The 21,396-nt window shown below is 66.6% G+C and carries 21 protein-coding genes; 10 read left to right on the top strand and 11 right to left on the bottom strand.

Going from position 1 to position 21,396, the window contains the following annotated elements:
- Nucleotides 1-109: 109 nt before the first annotated feature.
- A complete protein-coding gene (locus ACQPW1_RS45970; RefSeq protein WP_433660033.1) occupies nt 110-1,069 on the top strand; it encodes a TetR/AcrR family transcriptional regulator C-terminal domain-containing protein in 960 nt (319 codons plus the stop codon).
- Nucleotides 1,070-1,159: 90 nt separating this feature from the next.
- Here ACQPW1_RS45970 and ACQPW1_RS45965 read toward each other — a convergent pair whose 3' ends face one another.
- Nucleotides 1,160-1,693, bottom strand: a complete 534-nt coding sequence (locus ACQPW1_RS45965) for a carboxymuconolactone decarboxylase family protein (RefSeq protein WP_433665537.1) — start codon at nt 1,691-1,693, stop codon at nt 1,160-1,162.
- Between the two features lie 317 nt (nt 1,694-2,010).
- Here ACQPW1_RS45965 and ACQPW1_RS45960 point away from each other — a divergent pair, with 317 nt between their 5' ends.
- Nucleotides 2,011-2,880 (top strand): nuclease-related domain-containing protein, encoded by an 870-nt coding sequence (locus ACQPW1_RS45960; protein ID WP_433660031.1) that lies wholly within the window; start codon nt 2,011-2,013, stop codon nt 2,878-2,880.
- 49 nt (nt 2,881-2,929) lie between these two features.
- Here ACQPW1_RS45960 and ACQPW1_RS45955 read toward each other — a convergent pair whose 3' ends face one another.
- The 6 genes from ACQPW1_RS45955 to urtA form a co-directional block, all read right to left on the bottom strand.
- On the bottom strand, nt 2,930-3,625 hold the full coding sequence (locus ACQPW1_RS45955) for a GntR family transcriptional regulator (protein ID WP_433660029.1): 696 nt from the start codon (nt 3,623-3,625) through the stop codon (nt 2,930-2,932).
- A 10-nt stretch (nt 3,626-3,635) separates the two neighbouring features.
- Nucleotides 3,636-4,328, bottom strand: coding sequence for an urea ABC transporter ATP-binding subunit UrtE (gene urtE / locus ACQPW1_RS45950; protein ID WP_433660028.1), 693 nt, complete (start codon nt 4,326-4,328; stop codon nt 3,636-3,638).
- Nucleotides 4,328-5,155 carry an urea ABC transporter ATP-binding protein UrtD gene (gene urtD / locus ACQPW1_RS45945; protein ID WP_433660026.1) on the bottom strand — a complete coding sequence of 276 codons (828 nt, stop codon included), beginning with the start codon at nt 5,153-5,155 and terminating at the stop codon, nt 4,328-4,330. Before urtD ends, urtE begins: the two co-directional genes overlap by 1 nt.
- Nucleotides 5,152-6,300: an urea ABC transporter permease subunit UrtC gene (urtC, locus tag ACQPW1_RS45940; protein ID WP_433660025.1), complete on the bottom strand. Its 1,149-nt coding sequence runs from the start codon at nt 6,298-6,300 to the stop codon at nt 5,152-5,154. Before urtC ends, urtD begins: the two co-directional genes overlap by 4 nt.
- Nucleotides 6,297-7,181, bottom strand: coding sequence for an urea ABC transporter permease subunit UrtB (gene urtB, locus ACQPW1_RS45935; RefSeq protein ID WP_433660024.1), 885 nt, complete (start codon nt 7,179-7,181; stop codon nt 6,297-6,299). Before urtB ends, urtC begins: the two co-directional genes overlap by 4 nt.
- Before the next feature lie 194 nt (nt 7,182-7,375).
- A complete protein-coding gene (gene urtA, locus ACQPW1_RS45930) occupies nt 7,376-8,614 on the bottom strand; it encodes an urea ABC transporter substrate-binding protein (RefSeq protein ID WP_433665536.1) in 1,239 nt (412 codons plus the stop codon).
- 369 nt (nt 8,615-8,983) lie between these two features.
- On the opposite strand from urtA, the gene ACQPW1_RS45925 reads away from it, so the two are divergent.
- A complete protein-coding gene (locus tag ACQPW1_RS45925; RefSeq protein ID WP_433660022.1) occupies nt 8,984-10,810 on the top strand; it encodes an acyl-CoA dehydrogenase in 1,827 nt (608 codons plus the stop codon).
- A gap of 67 nt (nt 10,811-10,877) precedes the next feature.
- Here the strand turns inward: ACQPW1_RS45925 and ACQPW1_RS45920 are convergent, their stop codons facing one another.
- Complete coding sequence (locus ACQPW1_RS45920; protein WP_433660021.1) at nt 10,878-11,720, bottom strand: TetR/AcrR family transcriptional regulator; 843 nt, start codon at nt 11,718-11,720, stop codon at nt 10,878-10,880.
- 75 nt (nt 11,721-11,795) lie between these two features.
- Here ACQPW1_RS45920 and ACQPW1_RS45915 point away from each other — a divergent pair, with 75 nt between their 5' ends.
- Nucleotides 11,796-13,031, top strand: a complete 1,236-nt coding sequence (locus ACQPW1_RS45915) for an MFS transporter (RefSeq protein ID WP_433660019.1) — start codon at nt 11,796-11,798, stop codon at nt 13,029-13,031.
- Between the two features lie 174 nt (nt 13,032-13,205).
- Here the strand turns inward: ACQPW1_RS45915 and ramB are convergent, their stop codons facing one another.
- Entirely contained in the window at nt 13,206-14,612 is a 1,407-nt protein-coding gene (gene ramB, locus ACQPW1_RS45910; protein WP_357385222.1) for an acetate metabolism transcriptional regulator RamB, read from the bottom strand.
- A 93-nt stretch (nt 14,613-14,705) separates the two neighbouring features.
- Between ramB and ACQPW1_RS45905 the strand changes: the two genes are divergently transcribed.
- From ACQPW1_RS45905 to ACQPW1_RS45880, 6 genes are all read left to right on the top strand, one after another.
- On the top strand, nt 14,706-16,217 hold the full coding sequence (locus tag ACQPW1_RS45905; protein WP_433660016.1) for an ATP-dependent DNA ligase: 1,512 nt from the start codon (nt 14,706-14,708) through the stop codon (nt 16,215-16,217).
- Nucleotides 16,218-16,447: 230 nt separating this feature from the next.
- Nucleotides 16,448-17,683, top strand: coding sequence for a lipase family protein (locus tag ACQPW1_RS45900; RefSeq protein ID WP_433665535.1), 1,236 nt, complete (start codon nt 16,448-16,450; stop codon nt 17,681-17,683).
- A gap of 113 nt (nt 17,684-17,796) precedes the next feature.
- On the top strand, nt 17,797-19,056 hold the full coding sequence (locus tag ACQPW1_RS45895; protein WP_433660014.1) for an anion permease: 1,260 nt from the start codon (nt 17,797-17,799) through the stop codon (nt 19,054-19,056).
- An 11-nt stretch (nt 19,057-19,067) separates the two neighbouring features.
- Nucleotides 19,068-19,352: a hypothetical protein gene (locus ACQPW1_RS45890; protein ID WP_433660012.1), complete on the top strand. Its 285-nt coding sequence runs from the start codon at nt 19,068-19,070 to the stop codon at nt 19,350-19,352.
- Nucleotides 19,353-19,362: 10 nt separating this feature from the next.
- Nucleotides 19,363-19,698 carry a DUF3349 domain-containing protein gene (locus ACQPW1_RS45885; RefSeq protein WP_433660011.1) on the top strand — a complete coding sequence of 112 codons (336 nt, stop codon included), beginning with the start codon at nt 19,363-19,365 and terminating at the stop codon, nt 19,696-19,698.
- 16 nt (nt 19,699-19,714) lie between these two features.
- Nucleotides 19,715-20,023, top strand: coding sequence for a DUF3349 domain-containing protein (locus ACQPW1_RS45880; protein ID WP_433660009.1), 309 nt, complete (start codon nt 19,715-19,717; stop codon nt 20,021-20,023).
- Nucleotides 20,024-20,445: 422 nt separating this feature from the next.
- On the opposite strand, the gene ACQPW1_RS45875 is transcribed toward ACQPW1_RS45880, so the two are convergent.
- Both ACQPW1_RS45875 and ACQPW1_RS45870 read right to left on the bottom strand, forming a co-directional pair.
- Nucleotides 20,446-20,826 carry a DUF4254 domain-containing protein gene (locus ACQPW1_RS45875; protein ID WP_433660007.1) on the bottom strand — a complete coding sequence of 127 codons (381 nt, stop codon included), beginning with the start codon at nt 20,824-20,826 and terminating at the stop codon, nt 20,446-20,448.
- Between the two features lie 128 nt (nt 20,827-20,954).
- Nucleotides 20,955-21,257, bottom strand: coding sequence for a hypothetical protein (locus tag ACQPW1_RS45870; RefSeq protein WP_433660006.1), 303 nt, complete (start codon nt 21,255-21,257; stop codon nt 20,955-20,957).
- Between the last annotated feature and the right edge of the window lie 139 nt (nt 21,258-21,396).

Here is a 21,396-nt window from a genome sequence, read left to right as displayed (position 1 = left end):
AATTAACTCTATACTTAGTACGCCGTACTTTGTAGAAGAATTCCCGGGCGGCCGCACTATGACCTGCGTCACGCCGATACGATTCGGGGCGACCAGGTGAGGAGGCAGGGTGGACGACGGTTCGGCGCATCGCTCCAGCGACGAGAAGTCGCAGCGCTCCGACGAAGAGGCAACGCATCGCTCCGGCGAACGGAAGGCATCTCGCTCCGGCGAAGCGAAGTCACCTCGCTCTGGCGAAGCGAAGTCACCTCGTTCCGGCGAGCAGAAGACACCTCGTTCCGGCGAGCAGAAGACGCAGCGCCGCGGCAAGCAGGATCGCAGCAGCGCGGGCGATCCCGTTCGCACCCTGGAGTTGCTGTGGCGGATGTCCAGCAGCCCGGCGCCGGTGCGCGGACCGAGGCAGAAGAGCAGCGTGGATGCCGTGGTCGCGGCGGCCATCGAGATCGCCGACGCGGAGGATATCGGCGCGCTCACCATGCGCGCGGTCGCCTCCAAGCTAGGACTGACCCCGATGGCCACCTACACCTACGTGCCCGGCAAGGCCGAGCTGATCGATCTGATGGTCGACAAGGTCTACGGCGAGATGGACCGCGCGAATCTGTCGAATCTGCCCTGGCGCGAGCGCGTCGCCACCATCGCCGTCGAGAACCGCACCATGCTGACCCGCCATCCATGGGTCGCCTACCTGCCGACCACCCGCCCGCCGCTCGGGCCGGGCATGGCCGCCAAGTACGACCACGAGCTCCGCGCGTTCGAGGGTCTCGGCCTGGACGACGTCACGATCGACGCGTCGCTCACCTACGTCCTCGGCTTCGTCACCTCGGTGGCCCGCATCGCCATCGACACCGCGCGGGCCGCTGCGGACAGCGCGATGTCCGATCACCAGTGGTGGGAGCGTGCGGCCCCGCTGCTGGCGCAGGTCTTCGACGCGAAGCGGTTCCCGGTGGGCGCCCGAGTCGGGTCAACCGCGGGTCAAACCTACGACTCCGCCTACAGCGCCGACCACGCCTACGAATTCGGCCTCGCCCGAGTACTCGACGGCCTAGCCCAGCTCATCGAAAAACACTGAGCACCAACCCGACTCGCGCACACCTTCTGATTTCTCGCATATGAAATCGCATGCGAATCCCTGTGCGGGAAATCAAGAGGTGTGCGCCTGCTAGACCCCGTCGCGCTGGATCCGGAGGGCGGTGATGGTGGAGGCCAGCCCCTCGTACTGGTTCACCAGCAGGACTATCTCGATGAGGCTGCGCTCGTCGTAGTGCTCGGCCAGTGACGTCCAATGCGCGTCGTCCAGGTCGCGGGTCTGCACCAGCTGGTCGACGGCGGCGAGCAGCGCGCGATGCTTGTCCGACCAACCCGGTGCGTCCGGCCCGGTGCGCAGCCGCTCGAGGATCTCCGAGGTCACCCCCGCTCGCTTGCCGAGCCGAACGTGGTGGTCCATCTCGTATTCGCAACCACTCAGGTGCGCGACGCGAATGATGACCAGCTCCGACTCGTGCCGTGGCAGCCGCCCGCCGGGCATGAGTTTGCCCGAGTAGTGCAGCCAGCCGCGAAACAGTCCCTTGGTGCGACCGAGGGTGCTGAACAGGTGCGCGTCATCGGTGCCGGCGGCCTTGGAAAGCACCTGCCAGACAACCCAGTTGATCGGACCCAGCTCCCGGAGGCGTCCGGGCGAAATGCGTGGTCGCAGCGCTGAAACCATGCTTGGTCGGCTCCTCCGCGTGAGGGGGTGGGCGGCCAGGCGGTGCCGGGCCGAGTCGTCAGCCTACCGGCGAGTACGCGCCGGATCGAGGGCTGCGATCGAGACCAAGCGGTCCGCCGGTCAGCGCGGTGTCGAATTGCCTGCGCACGCTGGCGATTACACCGTTACGATCGATTTCGTGCGGAGATGGGTAACTCGTGGGGGCACCCAGAGCTCGCCATGCACTCGACCGCAGGTCAGCAGCGCAGCGTTCGCGGCGCTCAGCTAGCACGGCCTGACGACGTGGAGAGGCGGACGAGCTCGACATGCTGGTGAGGGTCAAGCCGGGGGCGCAGCTCTCCGGTGCTGAACAAGAATTCGTCGAATGCCTGCGCTCCTACCCATCGGCCGCCCTCGCCATGATCGACCTGCAGGTCGGCGACCGGCAGATCGATGCGGTGATCTGGACGCCGCGCGGGCTCACCGTGCTCGAGGTCAAAGGCTTCCGCCGCAGACAGAGCGGCATTCTCAGCATCGCCGCGGACAGCCCGTGGAAGATCAGCGATGCGGACGCGGACCTGGACGAACCGTCCGGCAGCCCGTCCGATCGGCTGGAACACGGCATCTCCGCGGTGAAGACCACGCTCGAGCGAGCGCTGCTCGATCCGGGCCACGTCTGCGGCGCCGTTGTTCTGGTTCCGTTCCGCGGCGCGGTGGTGCGGCCGTCGCGCACCAACCTGCGACCGGGCCTGGATGTTGTGGTCGGCAATGTCGCCGACGCCACCGAACTGCGCATCTACCTCGAAGGTTTCTCGGCCGGACCGCGGAAATGGACGGCCGACCGGGTGATCGGCGACTGCACCGCGCTCGGCCTCGCCGAGCTCGCGCCGTCCCGCGCCGACCTGGTCGCCGCCGGGTTCGAGCAGGTGGCGCAGGAGTCACCGAGTGTTATCCCGCGCCCGCCCAAGCCGCGGGTCGACCCGATGCCGGGCGTCCCGACGAAACGACACTCGTACGCCGGGTGGGCCGTCGTCGGCCTGGCGATCGTCGGAATGCTCGCGGTGATCGGCGTGATCGCCAACTCGCTGGCCCATGACTCCTCGCATCCCAAGCCGCAGGAAACGAGCGTCACGCCGACCACCACGCCGCCCCCGACGTCGTACCACGCCTGCTGGCCGTTCCAGCAGGACTGCTGAGCGCATCGATCGTCCACTGCCCGAACGTGTTCGGGGGCGGACGTGCAGCTCAATCCCGCACGGCCCGAGCCAGTTTGGTGAGTTCGAGCGCACGCTGAGCGCGGGCGAGCACGTGGGCGCGAGAGATGTCGATGTGCGTGGTCAGGGTGTGCAGCGCGGCCTTCACGTTCCCGGACAGGAGTTGTTCGGCGATCGTGATGTGCTCGGCGGTCATGGTGGCGATGCGATCCGGCGTCGGCACGTCCAGGGTGCGGACCGGGCGCACCCGGGTGTGCACCGCGGTGAGTGCGTCTGCCAGTGCGATATTGCCCGCGGCCGCCAGCAGGGTGGTGTGGAACTGCTCGTCGGCCACAAGCGCAGGACCGGGCTCCGGCGGGTTGTCCCGCAGCGTGCGCCAGGTATACAGCTCGGCTCGAATCAGGTCGAGATCGTGTGCGGACCTGGCAGAGTCGCTACCGGAACGTTGAATTCCTCTGGCCTCCAGCACTATTCGCAGTTCATAAAGGTGGTCGAGCTCATCGAGTCGCGGCCGATACGGGTACAGCCCGTCGGAATGCCGCACGACCAGCCCATCGGCCTGTAACCGGGCGAGCGCCTCCCGCACCGGCGTGCGCGATACCCCGTAGATCTCCGCCAGACGTTCCTCGCCGAGCCGTTCGGTCGGCACGAAGACGCCGGTGGCGAGATCCCGGCGCAGCGAGTCGTACACGCGCTCGCGCAACGGGATCCGCCCCCCGCGTGGCATGGTGGTCAGCTCAGATCGCCATCGCCGAGCGAACCGCGGTCTCCGCGCCGGCGCCGCCCGCGCCCGTGGAGGTGACCTGACCGGACGCCAGGATGTAATAGCGCTGCGCCGCCTGCAGCGCGAAGCCGATGTGCTGCTCCACCAACAGCACGCTCAACCCGCCGCGCTGCGTCAGATCGATGATGGTGCGCTCGATTTCGGCGACCACGGACGGCTGGATGCCCTCGGTGGGTTCGTCGAGGATGAGCAGCTTCGGCTCGGTGATCAGCGCGCGGGCGATCGCCAACTGCTGGCGCTGCCCGCCGGAGAGCAGACCGGCCTTGCGGCTCAACAGTTCTCGCAGCGCGGGAAACAGGTCGAGCGATTCGTCGATCAGCGCCTTGCCGCGCTTGCGGCCGTCGGCGACCACCTGCAGGTTCTCCGCGGTGGTCAACTGCGGGAAACTCTGTTGGCCCTGCGGCACATACGCGAGACCGCGGCGCACCCGCCGCGACGGGGACAGCTTGGTGATCACCTCGCCGTCGAACTTGATCTGACCCGACTTGGTCCCGATCAGCCCGACCGCGGTACGCAACAGCGTGGTCTTGCCCGCGCCGTTGTGTCCCATGATGGCGACCACGCTGTCGTCCGGAACAGTCACCGACACACCGTGAATCACCTCGGTGCGGCCGTAGCCGGAGTGGATATCGGTGAGCTCGAGCATCAGACAGGCTCCTTAACCGTTGATTCGACTTCGAGGGCGGTCCCGATCGCCGCGGCGGTGCCGAGATAGACCTCCTGCACCTTCGGATCCGCCTGCACCTCTTCGACGGTGCCCTCGCTGAGCACCTTGCCGCCGGCCAGCACGGTCACCGAGCTGGCGAACGAGCGCATGAAGTCCATGTCGTGCTCGACCACGACGACGATGCGTTCGCCGCCGATGCGCCGCAACAGGTTTCCGGTCTCCTCGCGCTCCTCGGCGCTCATGCCCGCGACCGGCTCGTCGAGCAACAGCACCGACGCGTTCTGCACCAGCAACATGCCGATCTCCAGCCATTGCTTCTGTCCGTGCGCGAGCACACCGGCGGGCTTGTCCCGCAGGCCGCCGAGCCCGGTGATCTCCAGTGCGTCCTCGATGCCGGGCAGCACCGACTTGCGCCGCCGCAGCATGGTGAGCGCCGAACGGCCCGCACCGGCGGCGATGTCGAGATTCTGGAGCACGCTGAGCTGTTCGAACACGCTCGCCGTCTGGAAGGTGCGGCCGATGCCGAGCCTGGCGATCTGGTGCACCTTCTTGCCGAGCAGCTCGACGCCGGTCTTCTGCGCAGACCCGGTCGCCGAAACCAGGCCGGTGATGGCGTCGATGAGCGTCGTCTTGCCCGCGCCGTTCGGGCCGATCAGAAAGCGCAGATCGCCTTGCAGCACGGTGATATCGACATCGGTCACCGCCTTGAAGCCGTCGAAACTCACCGAGAGACCGCGGATTTCGAGGTACTCGCTCGACATTCCGGCATTGCCGCCGAGCTTCGGCTCGGGTGTGGTTGTGGTCATCGGGATTCCACCTTCTCCGGCTCGATCTCGGGTTGCGGTTCGACGACTACCGATGCGGGCACGGCGGGCGTCGGCCGACGGAATCTGCTGTCCAGCAATCCCTTCAGCATCGGCCACACTCCGGCCAACCCGGCCGGGATGAAGCCGATCACCACGATGAACAGCACGCCTTGCAGGTAGGTCCACCCGGACGGGAACTCCTCGGAGAACGCCGTCTGCGCCCAGGCCACCCCGATCGCACCCAGTACGGGTCCGAGCAGGGTTGTCCGGCCGCCGATCGCGACGCCGATGAGGAACGCGATGGATGGCACCACGCCGATGTCGGCGGGCGAGATGATGCCGACGATCGGCGTGAACAGCGCACCGGCGATCCCGGCGAAGAAGGCCGCGACGACGTACGCGACGATCTTGACGTTCGCCGGGTCGTACCCGAGGAAGCGCACCCGCTCCTCCTGATCCCGCACCGCGACAAGCAGTTCGCCGTACCGGCTGCGCATCAGCTGACGCACCAGCGCGACCACCACCAGCAGCGTGCCCGCCGCGATGAAGAACAGCATCTTCCGGTTCGCCGGATCGGACAGCTTGAATCCGAAGAAGGCGCGGAAGTCGGACAGCCCGGTGAAGCCGCCGATGGCCTGCTGCCCGGTGAGCAGGATCGCCAGCGCCGCCGCCAGCGCCTGACTCAGGATGGCGAAGTAGGCACCCTTGACCCGACGCTTGAACACGCCGTACCCGAGCACCGCCGCCACCAGCGCGGGCAGCACCAGGATGCCGATGATCGCCACCGGCCCGGACGCGAAAGGCTGCCAGAACGAGGGCAATTCGCGAATGCCGGAGATCTCCATGAACTCCGGCACGTCGTTGCCGAGCCGCGCGGCATCGGCCATCTGCAGATGCATCGCCATGATGTACGCGCCGATGCCGAAGAACACACCCTGGCCGAGCGTCAGCATTCCGCCTCGGCCCCAAGCCAATCCGATGCCCACCGCAACGATCGCGAAGCAGAGGAACTTGGTCAGCAGGTTCAACCGGAAGTCACTGAGCGCGGCCGGTGCGACCGCGAACAGCAGGATCGCGGCGACACCGAAGCCGCCCAATGCGGTCAGGGTCGAGTGCGCGCGCCACCGTTCAATCAGCGTGGTCATGCGAGACTCCTTGTGCGGACCGTGAACAGACCTTGCGGACGAACTTGCAGGAAGATGACGATGACGACGAACACGATGACCTTCGCGATCGACGCGGTCGTCGAGTACTCGATGTAGGAGTTGAGCAGGCCGAGCGCGAACGCCGCGATCACCGTGCCCTTGATCTGGCCGAGCCCGCCGATTACCACCACGAGGAAGGCGTCGATCAGATAGCTCTGCCCGATGGTCGGGCTGGTCGAACCGATCAGCGTGAGCGCGACACCGGCGACACCGGCCAGGCCCGAACCGATGAAGAACGTGCTGATATCGGTGAAACGACTTGATACACCGCTGGTTTCGGCCAACCCGCGGTTCTGCACGACGGCCCGGATGCGGCGCCCCATCGGCGTCGTCTTCATCACCGTGGCGAGGATGATCACCGCCGCCACCGCGAGCACCAGAATGAAGATACGGCTCTTCGGCACCACCGCGCCGAGAATGGTGACCCCACCGCTGAGCCATTCCGGCGCAACGACATTCTTGGCGGGCGCGCCGAAGATGTCACGGGTGAGCTGTTGTAGCACCAACCCGACACCGAAGGTGACCAGCAGGGTGTCCAGCGGCCGGTCGTACATCCAGCGGATCAGACCCATCTCCAACGCCGCGCCGAGCAGGCCGCCCACCAGGAAGCCGACCAGCAGCGACACCACCAGCGACACACCGGCCGACGAAATGACCTTCTGCACAACATAAGTCGTGTAGCACCCGGCCATGATGAACTCGCCGTGCGCCATATTGATCACGCCCATCTGACCGAAGGTCAGCGACAGACCGAGCGCGGCGAGCAACAGAATTGATCCCAGACTCAGCCCCGTGAAGAGCTGGCCGATCACGACGTCCATACGGACTCCTGTGTTATTGGCCGCGCGGGCGCGGCGTGTTCGCGGCCCCCCGGCGCGCCCGCATCGCGCAGCGATTCGATGAGGGGTGGCGGTCGGGCGACGGGTGGGCCTCGCGTCCGAGCTGTCGAGACTCGCGCCTGCGGCGCATGCGCTTCGACAGCTCGGACGCGAGACGGGCCGCGAACGGGTTCGAATTACTTGAGGCCCTTGGCCCAGTCGTACGACTTCAGGTACGGGTCCGGCACAACGGCCTTGCCCGAGTCCCACACGGTGTAGATGAGCCCGTCCGGCCGGATCTCACCGATCCGGGCGGTCTTGGTGATGTGATGGTTCGAGCCGTCGACGGTGACCAGACCCTCGGGCGCCTCGAACGTCACGCCGTCGGCCGCGGCCTGAATGTCGGCCACCGCGAACGACTTCGCCTTCTCCACGGTGTTCTTCCACAGGAAGACCGAGGCGTACGCGGCCTCCATCGGGTCCGAGGTCGGCTTGTCCGCGCCGAACGCGGCCTTGTAGTCCGCGACGAACTTCTTGTTCACCGGGCTGTCCACGGTCTGGTAGTAGTTCCACGCGGTCAGCTGGCCGGCGACGTTCTGCGCGCCGATGCCCGCGACCTCTTCCTCGGCGATGGACACCGAAACCACCGGCATCTCAGCGGCTTTCAGGCCCGCGTTGGTGTACTCACGGAAGAACGCCACGTTCGAGTCGCCGTTGAGCGTGTTGAACACCGCGCCCGCCTTGGCATTACGCACCTTGTTCACGATGGTGGAGAAGTCGGTCGAGCCGAGCGGAGTGTAGTCTTCGCCCTTGATCTCGATGCCGTTCGCCTTCGCGTACGCCTTGATCTCGCGGTTGGCGGTCTGCGGGAAGACGTAGTCGGAGCCGACCAGGTAGAGGGACGTGATGCCCTTCTGCTTCAGGTAATCCAGGGCCGGAATGATCTGCTGATTGGTGGTCGCGCCGGTGTAGAAGATGTTCTTGCTGTCTTCCAGGCCCTCGTACTGCACCGGGTAGTAGAGCAGCGAGTTCAGGCTCTCGAACTTCGGCTTCATCGCCTTGCGGCTCGACGAGGTCCAGCCGCCGAATACCGCCGCGACACAGTCGGAGCTGACCAGCTTCTCGGCCTTCTCGGCGAAGGTCTTCGGATCCGAGGCGCCGTCCTCGAGGACTAGGTCGATCTTCTTGCCGAGGACCCCGCCCGCGGCGTTGATCTGGTCGACCGCCAGCTTGGTCGAGTTGGCGACGGTGACCTCGGAAATGGCCATCGTGCCGGACAGCGAGTGCAGCGAACCGATCTTGATCGAATCCTTCGACGTGTCGACGCAGGAGGCGGCGTTCGAGCCGGTCGTGGTGGCGTCGTCCTTGGCGCCACAGGCGGTCAGCAACAAACCGGCGAGCGCCACTGCGGTAGGTACCGCCACCGCCTTGACCATGCGCCGGGAGCGGTGTCGATGGATGGCACGGGAATCTGACATGGGGCGGGACCCTTCTCACTTCATCAGGTAGTTCGGCGGCGCGACGTGCACCGCGGCGAATACCTCCGCCTTTGCCCCGGTCAGAGCTGTCGACCGGGATGTATACAGGCGGTGTATCCGTGGTGCGAACGTTAGACAGAAGTTGTTGCGCCGGAATATCTCTCGATGACGAGTCCATTTCGTCTGTTTCGACCGTGTGAACGTTTGCGGTTACCGTCTGGTGAACCCCGGTGAGGTGGCGGCGAGCCTACGGTTGCGTAGCGTCGCCGCGGTACGGCAGGCTGCGTTTGTACAACGTCAAAACGGCCGAAACCTGGGAGGACCGTCGTGGGTCACTACAAGGCGAACGTGCGTGACATCGAGTTCAATCTGTTCGAGGTGTTCGGGCTGGACAAGCTGCTCGACACGGGTGCCTACGGCGATCTCGACTCCGATACCGTGCGCGAGATCCTGGCCGAGGTGAAGCGGCTGGCCGAGGGGCCGATCGCGGAGTCCTTCGCGCCCGCCGACCGCGATCCGGTGGAATTCGATCCGGCCAACTACTCCGTCACGGTGCCGGACCCGCTGCGCAAGACCATCACAGCCGTGCGCGACGCCGACTGGAGCAGGCTCGGACTGCCGGAGGGCATGGGCGGCACACCCGCGCCCGCCGCGGTGGTGTGGGCCGTCCAGGAGATGATCATGTGCGCCAACCCGGCGGCGAGCTTCTTCAACATGGGCCCGGTGATGGCCTCGGTGCTCTACAACGTCGGCAACGAACAGCAGCAGCACTGGGCCACCGAGGGTTACGAACGCGGCTGGCAGGGCACCATGGTGCTGACCGAGCCGGACGCGGGCTCCGATGTCGGCGCGGGCCGCACCAAGGCGATCGAACAGCCCGACGGCACCTGGCACATCGAGGGCATCAAGCGCTTCATCTCCGGCGGCGATGTCGGCGACACCGCGGAAAACATGTTCCACCTGGTGCTGGCCCGCCCCGAGGGTGCGGGCCCCGGCACCAAGGGCCTTTCGCTGTTCTACGTGCCCAAGTTCCTGTTCGATGCCGAGACGCTGGAGCTCGGCGCCCGCAATGGCGTGTACGCCACCAATCTCGAGCACAAGATGGGCCTGAAGTCCTCGCCCACCTGTGAGCTCACCTTCGGCGGCGACGTACCCGCGGTCGGCTGGCTGGTCGGCGACGTGCACAACGGCATCGCGCAGATGTTCCAGGTGATCGAGAACGCGCGCATGGTGGTCGGCATCAAGTCCACCGGCACGCTGTCCACCGGGTACCTGACCGCGCTCGAGTACGCCAAAGAGCGCATACAGGGCGCCGATCTGACCCAGATGACCGACAAGGCCGCACCGCGCGTGCCGATCACCCGGCATCCGGACGTGCGCCGCAGCCTGGCGTTGCAGAAGGCGTACGCCGAGGGCATGCGCGCGGTGTACCTGTACACCGCGGCGCATCAGAATCCCGATGTGGCGCAGCTGGTTTCGGGCGCGGACGCCGAATTGGCGCACCGGGTCGACGATTTGCTGCTGCCGATCGTCAAGGGTGTCGGTTCGGAGCGGGCCTACCAGTACCTGACGGAATCGCTGCAGACGCTGGGTGGTTCGGGTTACCTGCAGGACTACCCGATCGAGCAGTACATCCGGGACGCGAAGATCGACTCGCTGTACGAGGGCACCACTGCGATCCAGGCGCAGGACTTCTTCTTCCGCAAGATCATTCGGGACAAGGGCGTGGCGATCGGGCACGTCACCGGACAGATCGCGGCGTTCCTGGACACCAAGAGCGGGCGGTTCGAGACCGAACGCGAGCTGCTGCGTACGGCTTTGGGCGATGTGCAGGCGATGGCGGCCACGCTGACCGGCTTCCTGATGGCGGGCCAGCAGGATCCGGCCGAGCTGTACAAGGTCGGCCTCGGCTCGGTGCGCTTCCTGCTCTCGGTCGGTGATCTGCTCATCGGCTGGCGGCTGCTGGTGCAGGCCGAGATCGCGGCCGCCGCACTGGCCGCCGAAGCGCCGGAGAAGGATCGGGCCTTCTATGCCGGAAAGGTCGCTGCGGCAAGCTTCTTCGCGAAGAACGTGCTGCCGGAGTTGACCGCGAACACGGCGATCATCGCCGCGCTCGACAACGACATCATGAAGCTGGACGAAGCGGCGTTCTGAGCCGCGGCCTGCTTCGATCGAAGGCGTCCTGTACTCGGCCGGACCGGGTGAGGGCGCCTTCGGGCATTCAGTCGGCGAGCAGTTTCAGCACCACCGGGCGCGAGAGCGTGCCCGACACATCGCGGGCGAGCTGGTTGGCGCTGGTGCCTTCGGCGTGCGCGTCGCGCAGGGCGGCGGCCAGTTCGTCGCGGGCCGCGTCGGCCGCTGCCTGAGCTTCGCGTAGGCGTTGCGCTGCTCGGTCGACCCTGGTGGACTGGTCGACCGGGGTGGTCAACTCATTGACCGGTGTGCTTTCCGGTGCTGCGACCGACCCGCGCTGCTTCATCGCGGGCGGGAGGTTGCGCATCGCCGCCATGGCGAATTCCTGCATGAACTCGCGGGTCGCGTCCTTGTCTTCGGCGGCGTTGCCGAGCAGCAGCCGGGTGGTCTGCGGCACGGCGAGGCTCCAGTTGGACATGCCACACAGCGCGAGCAACAAGCGACCGGCGTACTGCGCGTCGATGCCGAATTGTTCGATGGCCCTGTCGAACTTCTGCTCGTAGTGTTGCGCGCGCCAGCCGTCGATGTCGTGCGCGTCGACGCCACGGTGCAGGCCCTCCCACAGCAGCAGCCGCAGCAGTTGCGGGTTGTTGTTGTGGTAGTCGAACAGCTTGCCGACGTACCGGGCGGGGTCGGTCTCGGTCAAGGGTTGGACCACGTCCATGAACTCGCGCATGGTGTCGATCAGGATGACGTCGAACAGCTTGTCCTTGCTGCCGAACAGGCCGTAGATGCGCTCTTTGTTCACTCCGGCCGCCTCGGCGATGCGATCGACGCGGGCGCCTGCCAGGCCGTATTCGGCGAATTCGGCACGCGCGGCACGCAGTAGCGCCTGTTTGGTCGCGTCGCTGCGTTTGATGGTGGCCGTCATGGCTCCGACTTTACCATCACTTTAAACCAACTATTTGGTTGACAACTGATCTGTCGCAGACCTAATGTCGTCTCCATGGCAACGCCGACTCTTCCGCTCACGACCGGTACTCCGGCCGCCGCGCCCACCCTGAGCGCATCCCCGCGCGCACACACCGCGCGCACCGTGCCTGTTTTCGTGCTGTCCGCCCTGCTGGCGACCGGCCAGATGTACATCCCGATACCCCTGTTCACGGCCATGAAAGCGGACTGGAACGTCGGCGCGGGCGCGATGACTTGGATCATCAGCGCGTTCGCCTTCGGCTACGCGGGCGGCTTCGTGCTGTTCGGGCCGCTGTCGGACCGCTACGGACACCGCCGGGTGCTGATGACCGGCATGCTCGTCGCCGCAGTGGTCACCCTGTTGACCGGTATGGCGTTCAGTGCGCCGATCGCAGTCGCCCTGCGGATCGTGCAGGGCCTGGTCGTCGGGTCTATTCCGCCCGCGATCATGGCCTATGTCGCCACCCGGATCACGCCCGCGCATCGTGCCGTGGCGACCATGTCGGTGGCCACCTCGTTCTTGGCCGCGACGGTGATCGCGCAGATCGTCTCGCAGGCCGTGGTCGCCTCGTTCCCGTGGCGCACCATGTTCATCGGTTCCGCCGTCGTCTTCGCGGTGCTCGCGGTCGTGCTGCGCCGGGTGATGCTCGAGGACGAACCGACGGGGCGCGATCTTCCGTTGCGGCACAGCTACGCCGCCATCCCGGCGGTGCTGCGCATCCGTCCGTTGCTGCCGATGCTGGTGGCCGGCTCGATGAGCATGGCGGTGATGGTCGGCGTCTACACCGGTCTCGAACTCACCGGTGTGGTCAAGGGTTCCGGCGAACTGCTCGCGCTGCGTGCGGGCGCCCTGCCGGTGATGGTGGCGCTGCCGCTGCTGGCGATCCCGCTGGCCCGGTTGACCAAGCACTACCAGATCATGCTCGGCGTCCTGGTCGCGGCGGCCGCGATGGTGGCGGCCACCTTCGAGGGATCGCACCTGGCGGTTCTGACGATCCTGCTCGCCGTCCTGGTGGGCGGCCTCGGCGTCATCGGCCCCGCGGTGCTGCAGAGCGCGGGCGAGCTCGGCGGTGAATCTCGTGCCGCCGCAATGTCGGTCGCGATGTTCACCTTCTACGTGGGTGCCACGGTGGGCCCGCTGGTCGCGGCAGCCGCTGCGCCGCACGGGTTCTCGGCCCTCGCCTGGACCCTGGCCGTGCTGTTGGTCATCGCGCTGGTCATGACTCTGATCGGACTGCGCGTCCAAAGGAGGGCACTGGCCGTGGCATGAGCCGACGCCTTACCAGGCTCAACGGCGAAGGCCGACACGCGATACAGCGAGTCGGCCTTTGTCATGCGTTGGGCTATCAGTAGACGGCGTAGTTGGAGCCGAGCCAGCACGCCGGAGTGCGGCCACGCAGGTCCGAGACTGGGATGGCCGCGCCGATCTGGTGTCGCGTTGCGATCACTTCAGCACGTACGGGGAGACCGAGCTGCGGTGTTCGCTGATGTCGAGGACCTTGCCCAGGGGCGGGAAGGCGCGCTGGGGGCAGTTGAGGCGTTCGCATACCCGGCAACCCGCGCCGATGGGGGTGGGCTGCACCTCGTCGAGGTCGATGCCGTCGGCATAGATGACCCGGCCCGCGTGCCGCAGTTCGCAACCGAGGCCGATGGCGAAGGTCTTGCTGGGCTGTCCGTAGCGGGTGGCCCGGCGCTCGACGGTACGGGCGACCCATAGGTACTTGCGCCCGTCGGGCATCTGGGCGATCTGCGTCATGATCTTGCCGGGGTAGGCGAAGGTCTCGTAGACGTTCCACAGCGGGCAGGTGCCGCCGCTGGCGGAGAAGTGGAAACCGGTGGCGGACTGGCGTTTCGACATGTTTCCGGCCCGGTCTACCCGGACGAAGGAGAACGGCACGCCGCGCAGTTTGGGCCGCTGCAACGTCGAAAGCCGGTGGCAGATCGTCTCGTAGCTCTGCGTGAAGAACGCCGAAAGGCGCTCGATGTCGTAGCGGAAATCCTCGGCGACCTCGTGAAAGTGCGTGTAGGGCAACACGGTCGCCGCCGCGAAGTAGTTCGCCAGCCCCAGCATCGCCAGCTTACGGGTGTCCTCGGAGGCGAAATTGCCCTCCTCGACCAGCTTTTCGAGCAGGTCGCCGCACTCGAAGTAGGCGAGCTCGGCGGCGAGTTTGAAGGTGCGCTGGCCGCCGGACAGGTGCGGCGCGATCTCCAGCCGCTGGGTGTCCTCGTCGTAGCGGTGCAGCACGCCCTCGCCGAGGTCGATGCGTTCGACGATCCGCACGTCGTGCGCGCGCAGGATCCGCGCGACCTCGCTGTTCACGTCGCCGCCGTGGAATCGGATGCGCGCGGTGAGTTCCTCTGCGGCGGTGTCCAATTCGTGAATGTAGTTCTGCCGCTGATAGAAGAAGTCGCGCACCTCCTCGTGTGGCTTGCTGATCGCCGCGCTGCCCGAACCGTCGGCGAACCGGTCCTCGGTGGCGGCGGCCAGCTGGGCGGAGGTGTTGCGGTAGCGGTTGTGCATGTTGACGAGCGCGCGCGCCATGCTCGGGTGCGCAGAAACCATGTCCGCGATCTCCTGGGTGTCGGCCTCGATGCCCAGCTCCTGGTCCATCACGACTTCTTGGAGTTCGGCGATGAGCCTGGTGTCGTCCTGGGAGGAGAAGAAGGTGGCGTCGACCCCGAACACCTCACTGATCCGCAACAGCACCGGAACGGTGAGCGGACGCACGTCGTGTTCGATCTGATTGAGGTAGCTCGCCGAGATCTCCAGCTTCTGGGCGAGTGAGACCTGGCTCAGCCCCCGTTCGGTGCGCAGCTGACGAAGCCGCGCCCCGACGTAAGTCTTGGCCATCCGTCCAGTTTATGGCCGATTTCGCAACCGTGCCAATGGGGAATTAGCACTAGTGTTGAGCTTTATGTCACAGGCACGCGATACCGTCGACGGGTGTTGTTCTCGCATGTCGTCCAGGCTTCGGAGACGGTCCGCGCGACCAGGTCACGCAAGACGAAGATCGCCGCCTTCGCCGAGCTGCTGACCGCCGCCGCGCCGGACGAACTCGCGCCGGTGGTCGCCTGGGCATCCGGCGAGCTACGCCAGGGGCGGATCGGCACCGGGTGGCGCACCCTCACCGCAGTGGACACTACTCCGGCACTCGTTGCGACGCTGACGGTTTCGGCGGTCGATGCCGCGCTCACCGAATTGGCCGCGACGTCCGGCACCGGATCGGCGGCGCGGCGCAAAGACTTGCTCACCGCGCTGTGGACCGCCGCGACCGCGGACGAGCAGGCGTTCCTGCTGCGCCTGCTCACCGGTGAGCTACGCCAAGGGGCGCTCACCGCGATCGTCAGTGAGGCCGTCGCCGTGGCCGCCGGGGTGCCGATCGAACTGGTGCGTCGGGCGTACATGCTGTCCGGACGGCTGCCGATGACCGCGATGGCGGCGCTGACCGGCGGTGTCGAGGCGTTGAGCGAGTTCCGCCTCGAGGTGGGGCGACCGATCCAGCCGATGCTCGCGTCGCCCGGTGCGACGCTGGACGGGGCGTTGACCGAGTTCGACGGTGAGGTGAGCGTCGAGATCAAGATGGATGGCGCACGGATTCAGGTGCATCGCGACGGTTCGCGGGTGTGGGTGTTCACCAGGACGCTGCGCGACATCACCGCGAGCGTGCCGGAACTGGTCGAGCTGGTCGCGGGGCTCGATTGCACCAGCGTGGTGCTCGACGGTGAAACTCTGGCGCTCACCGATGCCGGACGACCACGCCCCTTTCAGGAGACGATGAGCCGTTTCTCCGAGGTCAACTCCACCCGAGAACTGTTGCTACACCCGTATTTCTTCGACTGCCTACACCTGGACGGCGCGGATCTACTCGATGCCCCGCTGTCCGAACGCCGCGCCGCACTCGCGAAAGTGGCTGCCGCACACAGCATTCCCGCACTGATTCGCCCCGATGAAGAAGCGGCCGCGGAGTACTTCGACGACGCACTCGCCGCAGGCCACGAAGGCGTGATGATCAAGTCGCTGTCCGCGCCCTACGCGGCGGGCAGGCGCGGCCGAGCCTGGCAGAAGATCAAGCCGACGCACACCCTCGACCTGCTGGTCCTCGGTGCCGAATGGGGCTACGGACGCCGCACCGGCTACCTATCGAACCTGCACCTCGGCGCCCGCGACCCGGAAACCGGCGACCCCGTCATGGTCGGCAAGACCTTCAAGGGCCTCACCGACGCCCTACTACAATGGCAGACAACCGAATTCCCGCGCCACGAACGCGACCGCGACGAGCACACCGTCTACCTGCGGCCCGAACTCGTCGTCGAGATCGCCCTCGACGGAGTACAGGTCAGCCCGCGCTACCCCGGCGGCGTGGCCCTCCGCTTCGCCCGGGTGGTCCGCTACCGCCCCGACAAGGAACCCGCGGAAGCCGACACGATCGACACTGTCCGTGCCCTCCTCCCGTAACCCGTTCCCCGCGCGGGACATGATGGACTGCCACTCGCGATTCGCCGCTGCTGTTTCCTGTTCGCCGTCGACTCGCGGGAGTCTCGGCGATGTCGAGCGGTTGGCGGCGGGTGGTGCGAGGATTGTTCTGCCACTGCAAGTGAGGGCTCCTCAGGGGTGAGGGGGCGAGACCAGACTGCAGTGGGTTCGGCAGGTATCTGCTTCGGGATCGGGGAAGACGGTTGGGTTCTATGGTGTGGCGGCTGCGCGCGATGGCGCTGGCCGCGGTCGTCGCGGTGAGCGCGGTGCTCGGCACGTTCGCGCACGCGAATCCGATCGATGATCTGCTCTTTCCGTCCCGCGAGATCGCCGACGCCATGCCGACGCCGCTGGGCGATCCGTTCTATACACCGCCGACCGGCTTCGAAACCCGGACCCCGGGAACGGTTCTCGCGTCTCGTCCCGGCGGCACCGGGGTAACCGGGGTCGCGCTGAACTCGACCGAGCTGCTGATCCGGTCGACCGATGCGAAGGGTAACCCCGTCCCGGTCGTCGCCACCCTGCTGACACCGGCGACGCCGTGGACCGGCGAGGGACCGCGTCCGCTGGTGACCCTGAATCCGGCGATCGACTCCCTCGGAAACCAGTGCGCGCCGTCCTACGAGCTGCGCATGGTGTCGAGCAAGTTGTGGATGGCGCAGATCCCGCTGTCCAAGGGCTTCGCGGTGCTGGTGCCCGATCACCAGGGGCCACGTCAGGCGTACGCGGCGGGCCTGATGGCCGGGCACGCCGTGCTCGATTCGATCCGGGCCGCGGTGCGCACCCCGGAGCTCGGCCTGCGGCCCGAGTCGCCGACCGCGATCACCGGCTATTCCGGCGGTGCCCTCGCCTCGGCCTGGGCCGCGCAGCTGGCACCGCGCTACGCGCCGGAGCTGAATCTGGTCGGCGTCGCGTTCGGCGGTGTGCCCGCCGACTTCGACATGCTGCTGCACACCATGAACGGCAAGGACGTCGCATCCGGCATCTTCCTCGCCGCGACCTTGGGTCTGGCGCGCGAGTACCCGGAGATGCTCGGCCTGATGAACGACAACGGCTGGCGCCTCGCGCGGATCGGCAAGGACTTCTGCATGGCGCACGAGGAGTCCGTCGGGATCGTCGCGCCCATTCCGGTGCAGGCGCTCACCGATGTGCCCGCACCGACCGAGCTGCCGTTCATTAGGGAGATTCTGGCCGAGAATCGGCTCGGCGCGCTGCCGCCGACCATCCCGGTGTTCATGTATCACGGCCTGAACGAATGGTGGGTGCCGCTGGCCGGGGCGGAGAACCTCTATCGGGACTGGTGCCGGGGCGGGACCCAGGTGGATTTTCAGGTATATCTCGGTGAACATTTCATCGTCAGCACCAGCGGTATTCCGGGCTCCTACGCCTGGATCGAAGATCGATTTGCGGGCAAACCAGCGACTCAGGGCTGCACCCGATTCGGCTGATAGACGACGGAATCCGGGCCGATAGAGGACAGGATCCAACTTAACGCACCGACGACTCGCGGTGAACTGCAACCACCTGGCAATCGTATTGACCTGTGCCGCACACTGGACACGTGACCGTCGAATTACTGGTTCTCCTGATCGTCATCGTCACAGCACTCGCATTCGATTTCACCAACGGCTTTCACGACACCGCGAACGCCATGGCGACTTCGATCGCCACCGGCGCGCTGCGGCCTCGCGTCGCGGTGGCGTTATCGGCAGTGCTGAATCTGGTCGGCGCATTTCTCTCCGTGGCGGTTGCCGCCACCGTGGCCAAGGGCATCGTCCGGCTCGATGCGGTGCAAGGCCATGACCTATTGATCATCGTGTTCGCCGGTCTAGTCGGTGGCATCCTCTGGAACTTGCTCACCTGGCTGTTCGGCCTGCCGTCGAGTTCCTCGCACGCACTGTTCGGCGGCCTGATCGGTGCCACTCTCGCCGCGCTCGGCTTCAGCGGGGTGATCTGGGCCGCCGGCTCGGACGGGGTGCTGACCAAGATCATTCTGCCCGCCGTCCTCGCTCCGATCGTCGCGGCGGGTGTGTCGGCCCTCGGCACCTGGCTGGTCTATCGGATCACCAAGAAGTCCGATCCCGAGAAGGTGGAAACCGGCTTTCGCTGGGGTCAGATCGGCTCGGCCTCGCTGGTCTCGCTGGCGCACGGCACCAATGACGCGCAGAAGACGATGGGCGTGATCTTCCTGGCCCTGGTCGCGCACGGCACGCTCACCAAGAACGCCGACATGCCGATATGGGTGATGGCCGCGTGTGCGCTCGCCATCGCGGCGGGCACCTACCTCGGCGGCTGGCGCATCATCCGGACGCTCGGCAAGGGCCTGGTGGAGATCGAATCGCCGCAGGGTCTCGCGGCCGAAACCGCGTCGGCGGCCATCATTCTCAGCTCCGCCCACTTCGGGCTGCCGCTGTCGACCACGCAGACCGCGACCGGCTCGATCCTCGGCACCGGGCTCGGCAAGGGCGCCGAGGTGCGCTGGGGCGTGATGGGCCGCATGGTGGTCGCGTGGCTGCTCACGCTGCCGCTCGCCGGTCTGGCCGGTGCCGCGTGCTGGGCGATCGCGCACTTCATCGGCGGACTGCCCGGTGTGCTCGTGGTGTTCGCGATCCTGCTCGGGTTGTCGGGTCTGATGTACGTGCGGTCGCGCCGGGATCCGGTGGACACCAGCAACGTCAACGAATGGCCGGATGACACGCCGGGCGGCCCGACCGATCCGGTCGATGTGGTGCAGCCGAGCGGCGCGGCTCGCGAAGATGGTGCAGAATCCGGCACGGCGGCCGCGGAGCCGGGCAAGTCGACCCGGTCGGCGCAGGTTTAGGAGGAGTAGACGTGCATACGCTCATCACGAATCTGAACGCGCTCTGGAAAGTCATGCTCGCCGGTTTGATTCTCGGCGCCGGGCTACCGCTGGTGTTCGCCGTCGGGGTGCGGTTCTGGTCGGCTGGCGACACGGTCGCCGCGGACGGCCGTGTCGCGCAACGCAATTACCCGGCGCTCGGCGTCGCGGTGGTGTGCTTCGGGCTGATCATCGCCGCGATCGTCACCGGAATTCTCTATACCGCAAAGGCTTTCATTGCCGCCAAGTTCGGCATCCATCTGTTCGGACAGGCCTGAAGGGCGAGATGTGACCGATCAAGCGAAATCCGCAGAGATTCGGCCGAGCGTGCTCGGCCGAATCATCGGCTGGCTGCGCGCGGGCTACCCGCAGGGCATCCCGCGTTCCGACTATGTGGCGCTGTTCGCCGTGCTGCACCGGCACCTCACCGAATTCGAGGTGGTCGCGATCGCCGAGGAGTTGGCGGCGTCGAACCCGGACAGCGAGATCACCCGCGCCGAGATCGAGGACGCCATCGCCCGGGTCGCGAAGGAACAGCCGGCCGACGTCGACGTCGCCCGGGTGGCCTCGCACCTCGCCGCAGGCGGCTGGCCGCTCGCCACCCCGCCACCCGACATCGACTGAGCGACACCCGCCGCCGATGCCACCCTTCCTGAACGCCATCATCGACTGGCTGCGGGCCGGATATCCGGACGGTGTCCCGGAATCCGACTACATCCCGCTGCTCGCCCTGCTGCGCCGCCGCCTGTCCGACGACGAGGTCCGCCAGATCGCCGCCGAACTGGCGGGTTCCGGCGACCTACCCGCCGACCGAACCGACATCCAGGTAATGATCACCAAGATCACCAACGAGATGCCCTCGGAGGCAGACGTGTTGCGCGTCCAAACGCGCCTGGAGGCACACGCCTGGCCGCAAGACGGTTCCGCACCGTCGGCCGACGACCTCTGAACTCCCCTCCTGTTCAGCGGAACTCGTCGATCGAGCGCACCGGGACACCGGTGCTGGCTGAACTGCCTACCGCTGAACTGCCTGCCGCTGGGCTGGCTGGCGCTGAACTGCCTACCGCTGGGCTGGCTGGCGCCGAATGCAACCGCGTAGACCTACCTACCCCGCCGCACCGGCGTCGACCTCGTCGGCACCGGCTCCTGGGACCGCGCTCGCTTTACCGCTACGACTCCTGGCTGGTTCACCCTGACCTGGTCGCCGTTCGCTTAACCGCTGCGGCACCGAGCCCGCTGCATCAGAGCTGCTGCGCACGGTTTCGCCCGACGCGCACAGAATTGCTGGCAAATTCGTGCGCGGCCGGAGAATCGGTGCGCGGCAAGACAAGCAATGCGCCGAATTCGGCGAAGGCGTTGTTCGGGTTGGGGTTACCGGGGTGGGGTGGAGGTTCGGGGGCCGCCGAGGTAGGGGAGGCGGCGGAAACCTGCGGAGACTTCGAAGGCCAGGTCGTGGTAGCCGAGGGCGAGTTCGGCGAGGCGCTCCCAGGCGATGTGTGCCGCCCATTCCGGTGCGCTGAACAGGGTTTCGTGGGCGCTGACGGAGAACTGGGCGAGTCGGTCGACCACCATGCCGACGGTCTCGGTGTGCATGTGCGCGCCGCCGTGTGCCGGTGGCATTTCGGTGGCGATCCACCGGTCGATGGCGAGGACCAAGCGGGCACGGTGCGCGTCGATGTCGCCGGTCGCGGCGAGGGTGATCCGGGCGCGCCGCTCGTGTAATCCGGCGAGTAGGTGGGTGGATTCCAACACTGGATGACCTAGGTGTGGTGCGGTCCGGCAGGCTTCGAGGATCAGAGCCTTCGAAGGAAGCGGTTCCATTGCGATAACCCCCTGCTGTGAATGCTGTTACTGGACAAGAGATGTGGTGCTGCACGTGGTCAACGGTGGTGCCGACCACCTGGCCGGGGTACCAACCGGAGTCGCTTGGGCGCTGGTGTCTCCCAAGGCTTTTCCGTGACGGCCAGCCCGATCGCCTCCAACACCGTGAGCCCCATCCGCCGCGCCAGCACATCCACCTCCGAAACCGCTTCCGCCGCTTGCATAGCCGCCGTCGCCTGCTCCGTGGTCAGCATCCGACCCCGCAGATAAGACACCACCCAAGCGTCGTCACTGACTCGTCGCGCCTGATGCGCCGTGCGATCACTGACCATCCAGGCCCTACCGATGACATGCACAGACACGCGAACCCCCTCGATCCCACCGTGCGAGCCCGCCAGGCGAGGTCCCGCGTGTGATGTGTGACACAACGAGGCTAGGTCGATATCGGCGGATAAGTCAAGTTGACCTATCGCTAACACTAGACGTGACCTATTCTGATCA

This window comes from Nocardia sp. CA-128927 (assembly GCF_050955855.1).
Lineage (GTDB): Bacteria > Actinomycetota > Actinomycetes > Mycobacteriales > Mycobacteriaceae > Nocardia.
This window is presented reverse-complemented; position numbering and strand designations above follow the sequence as displayed.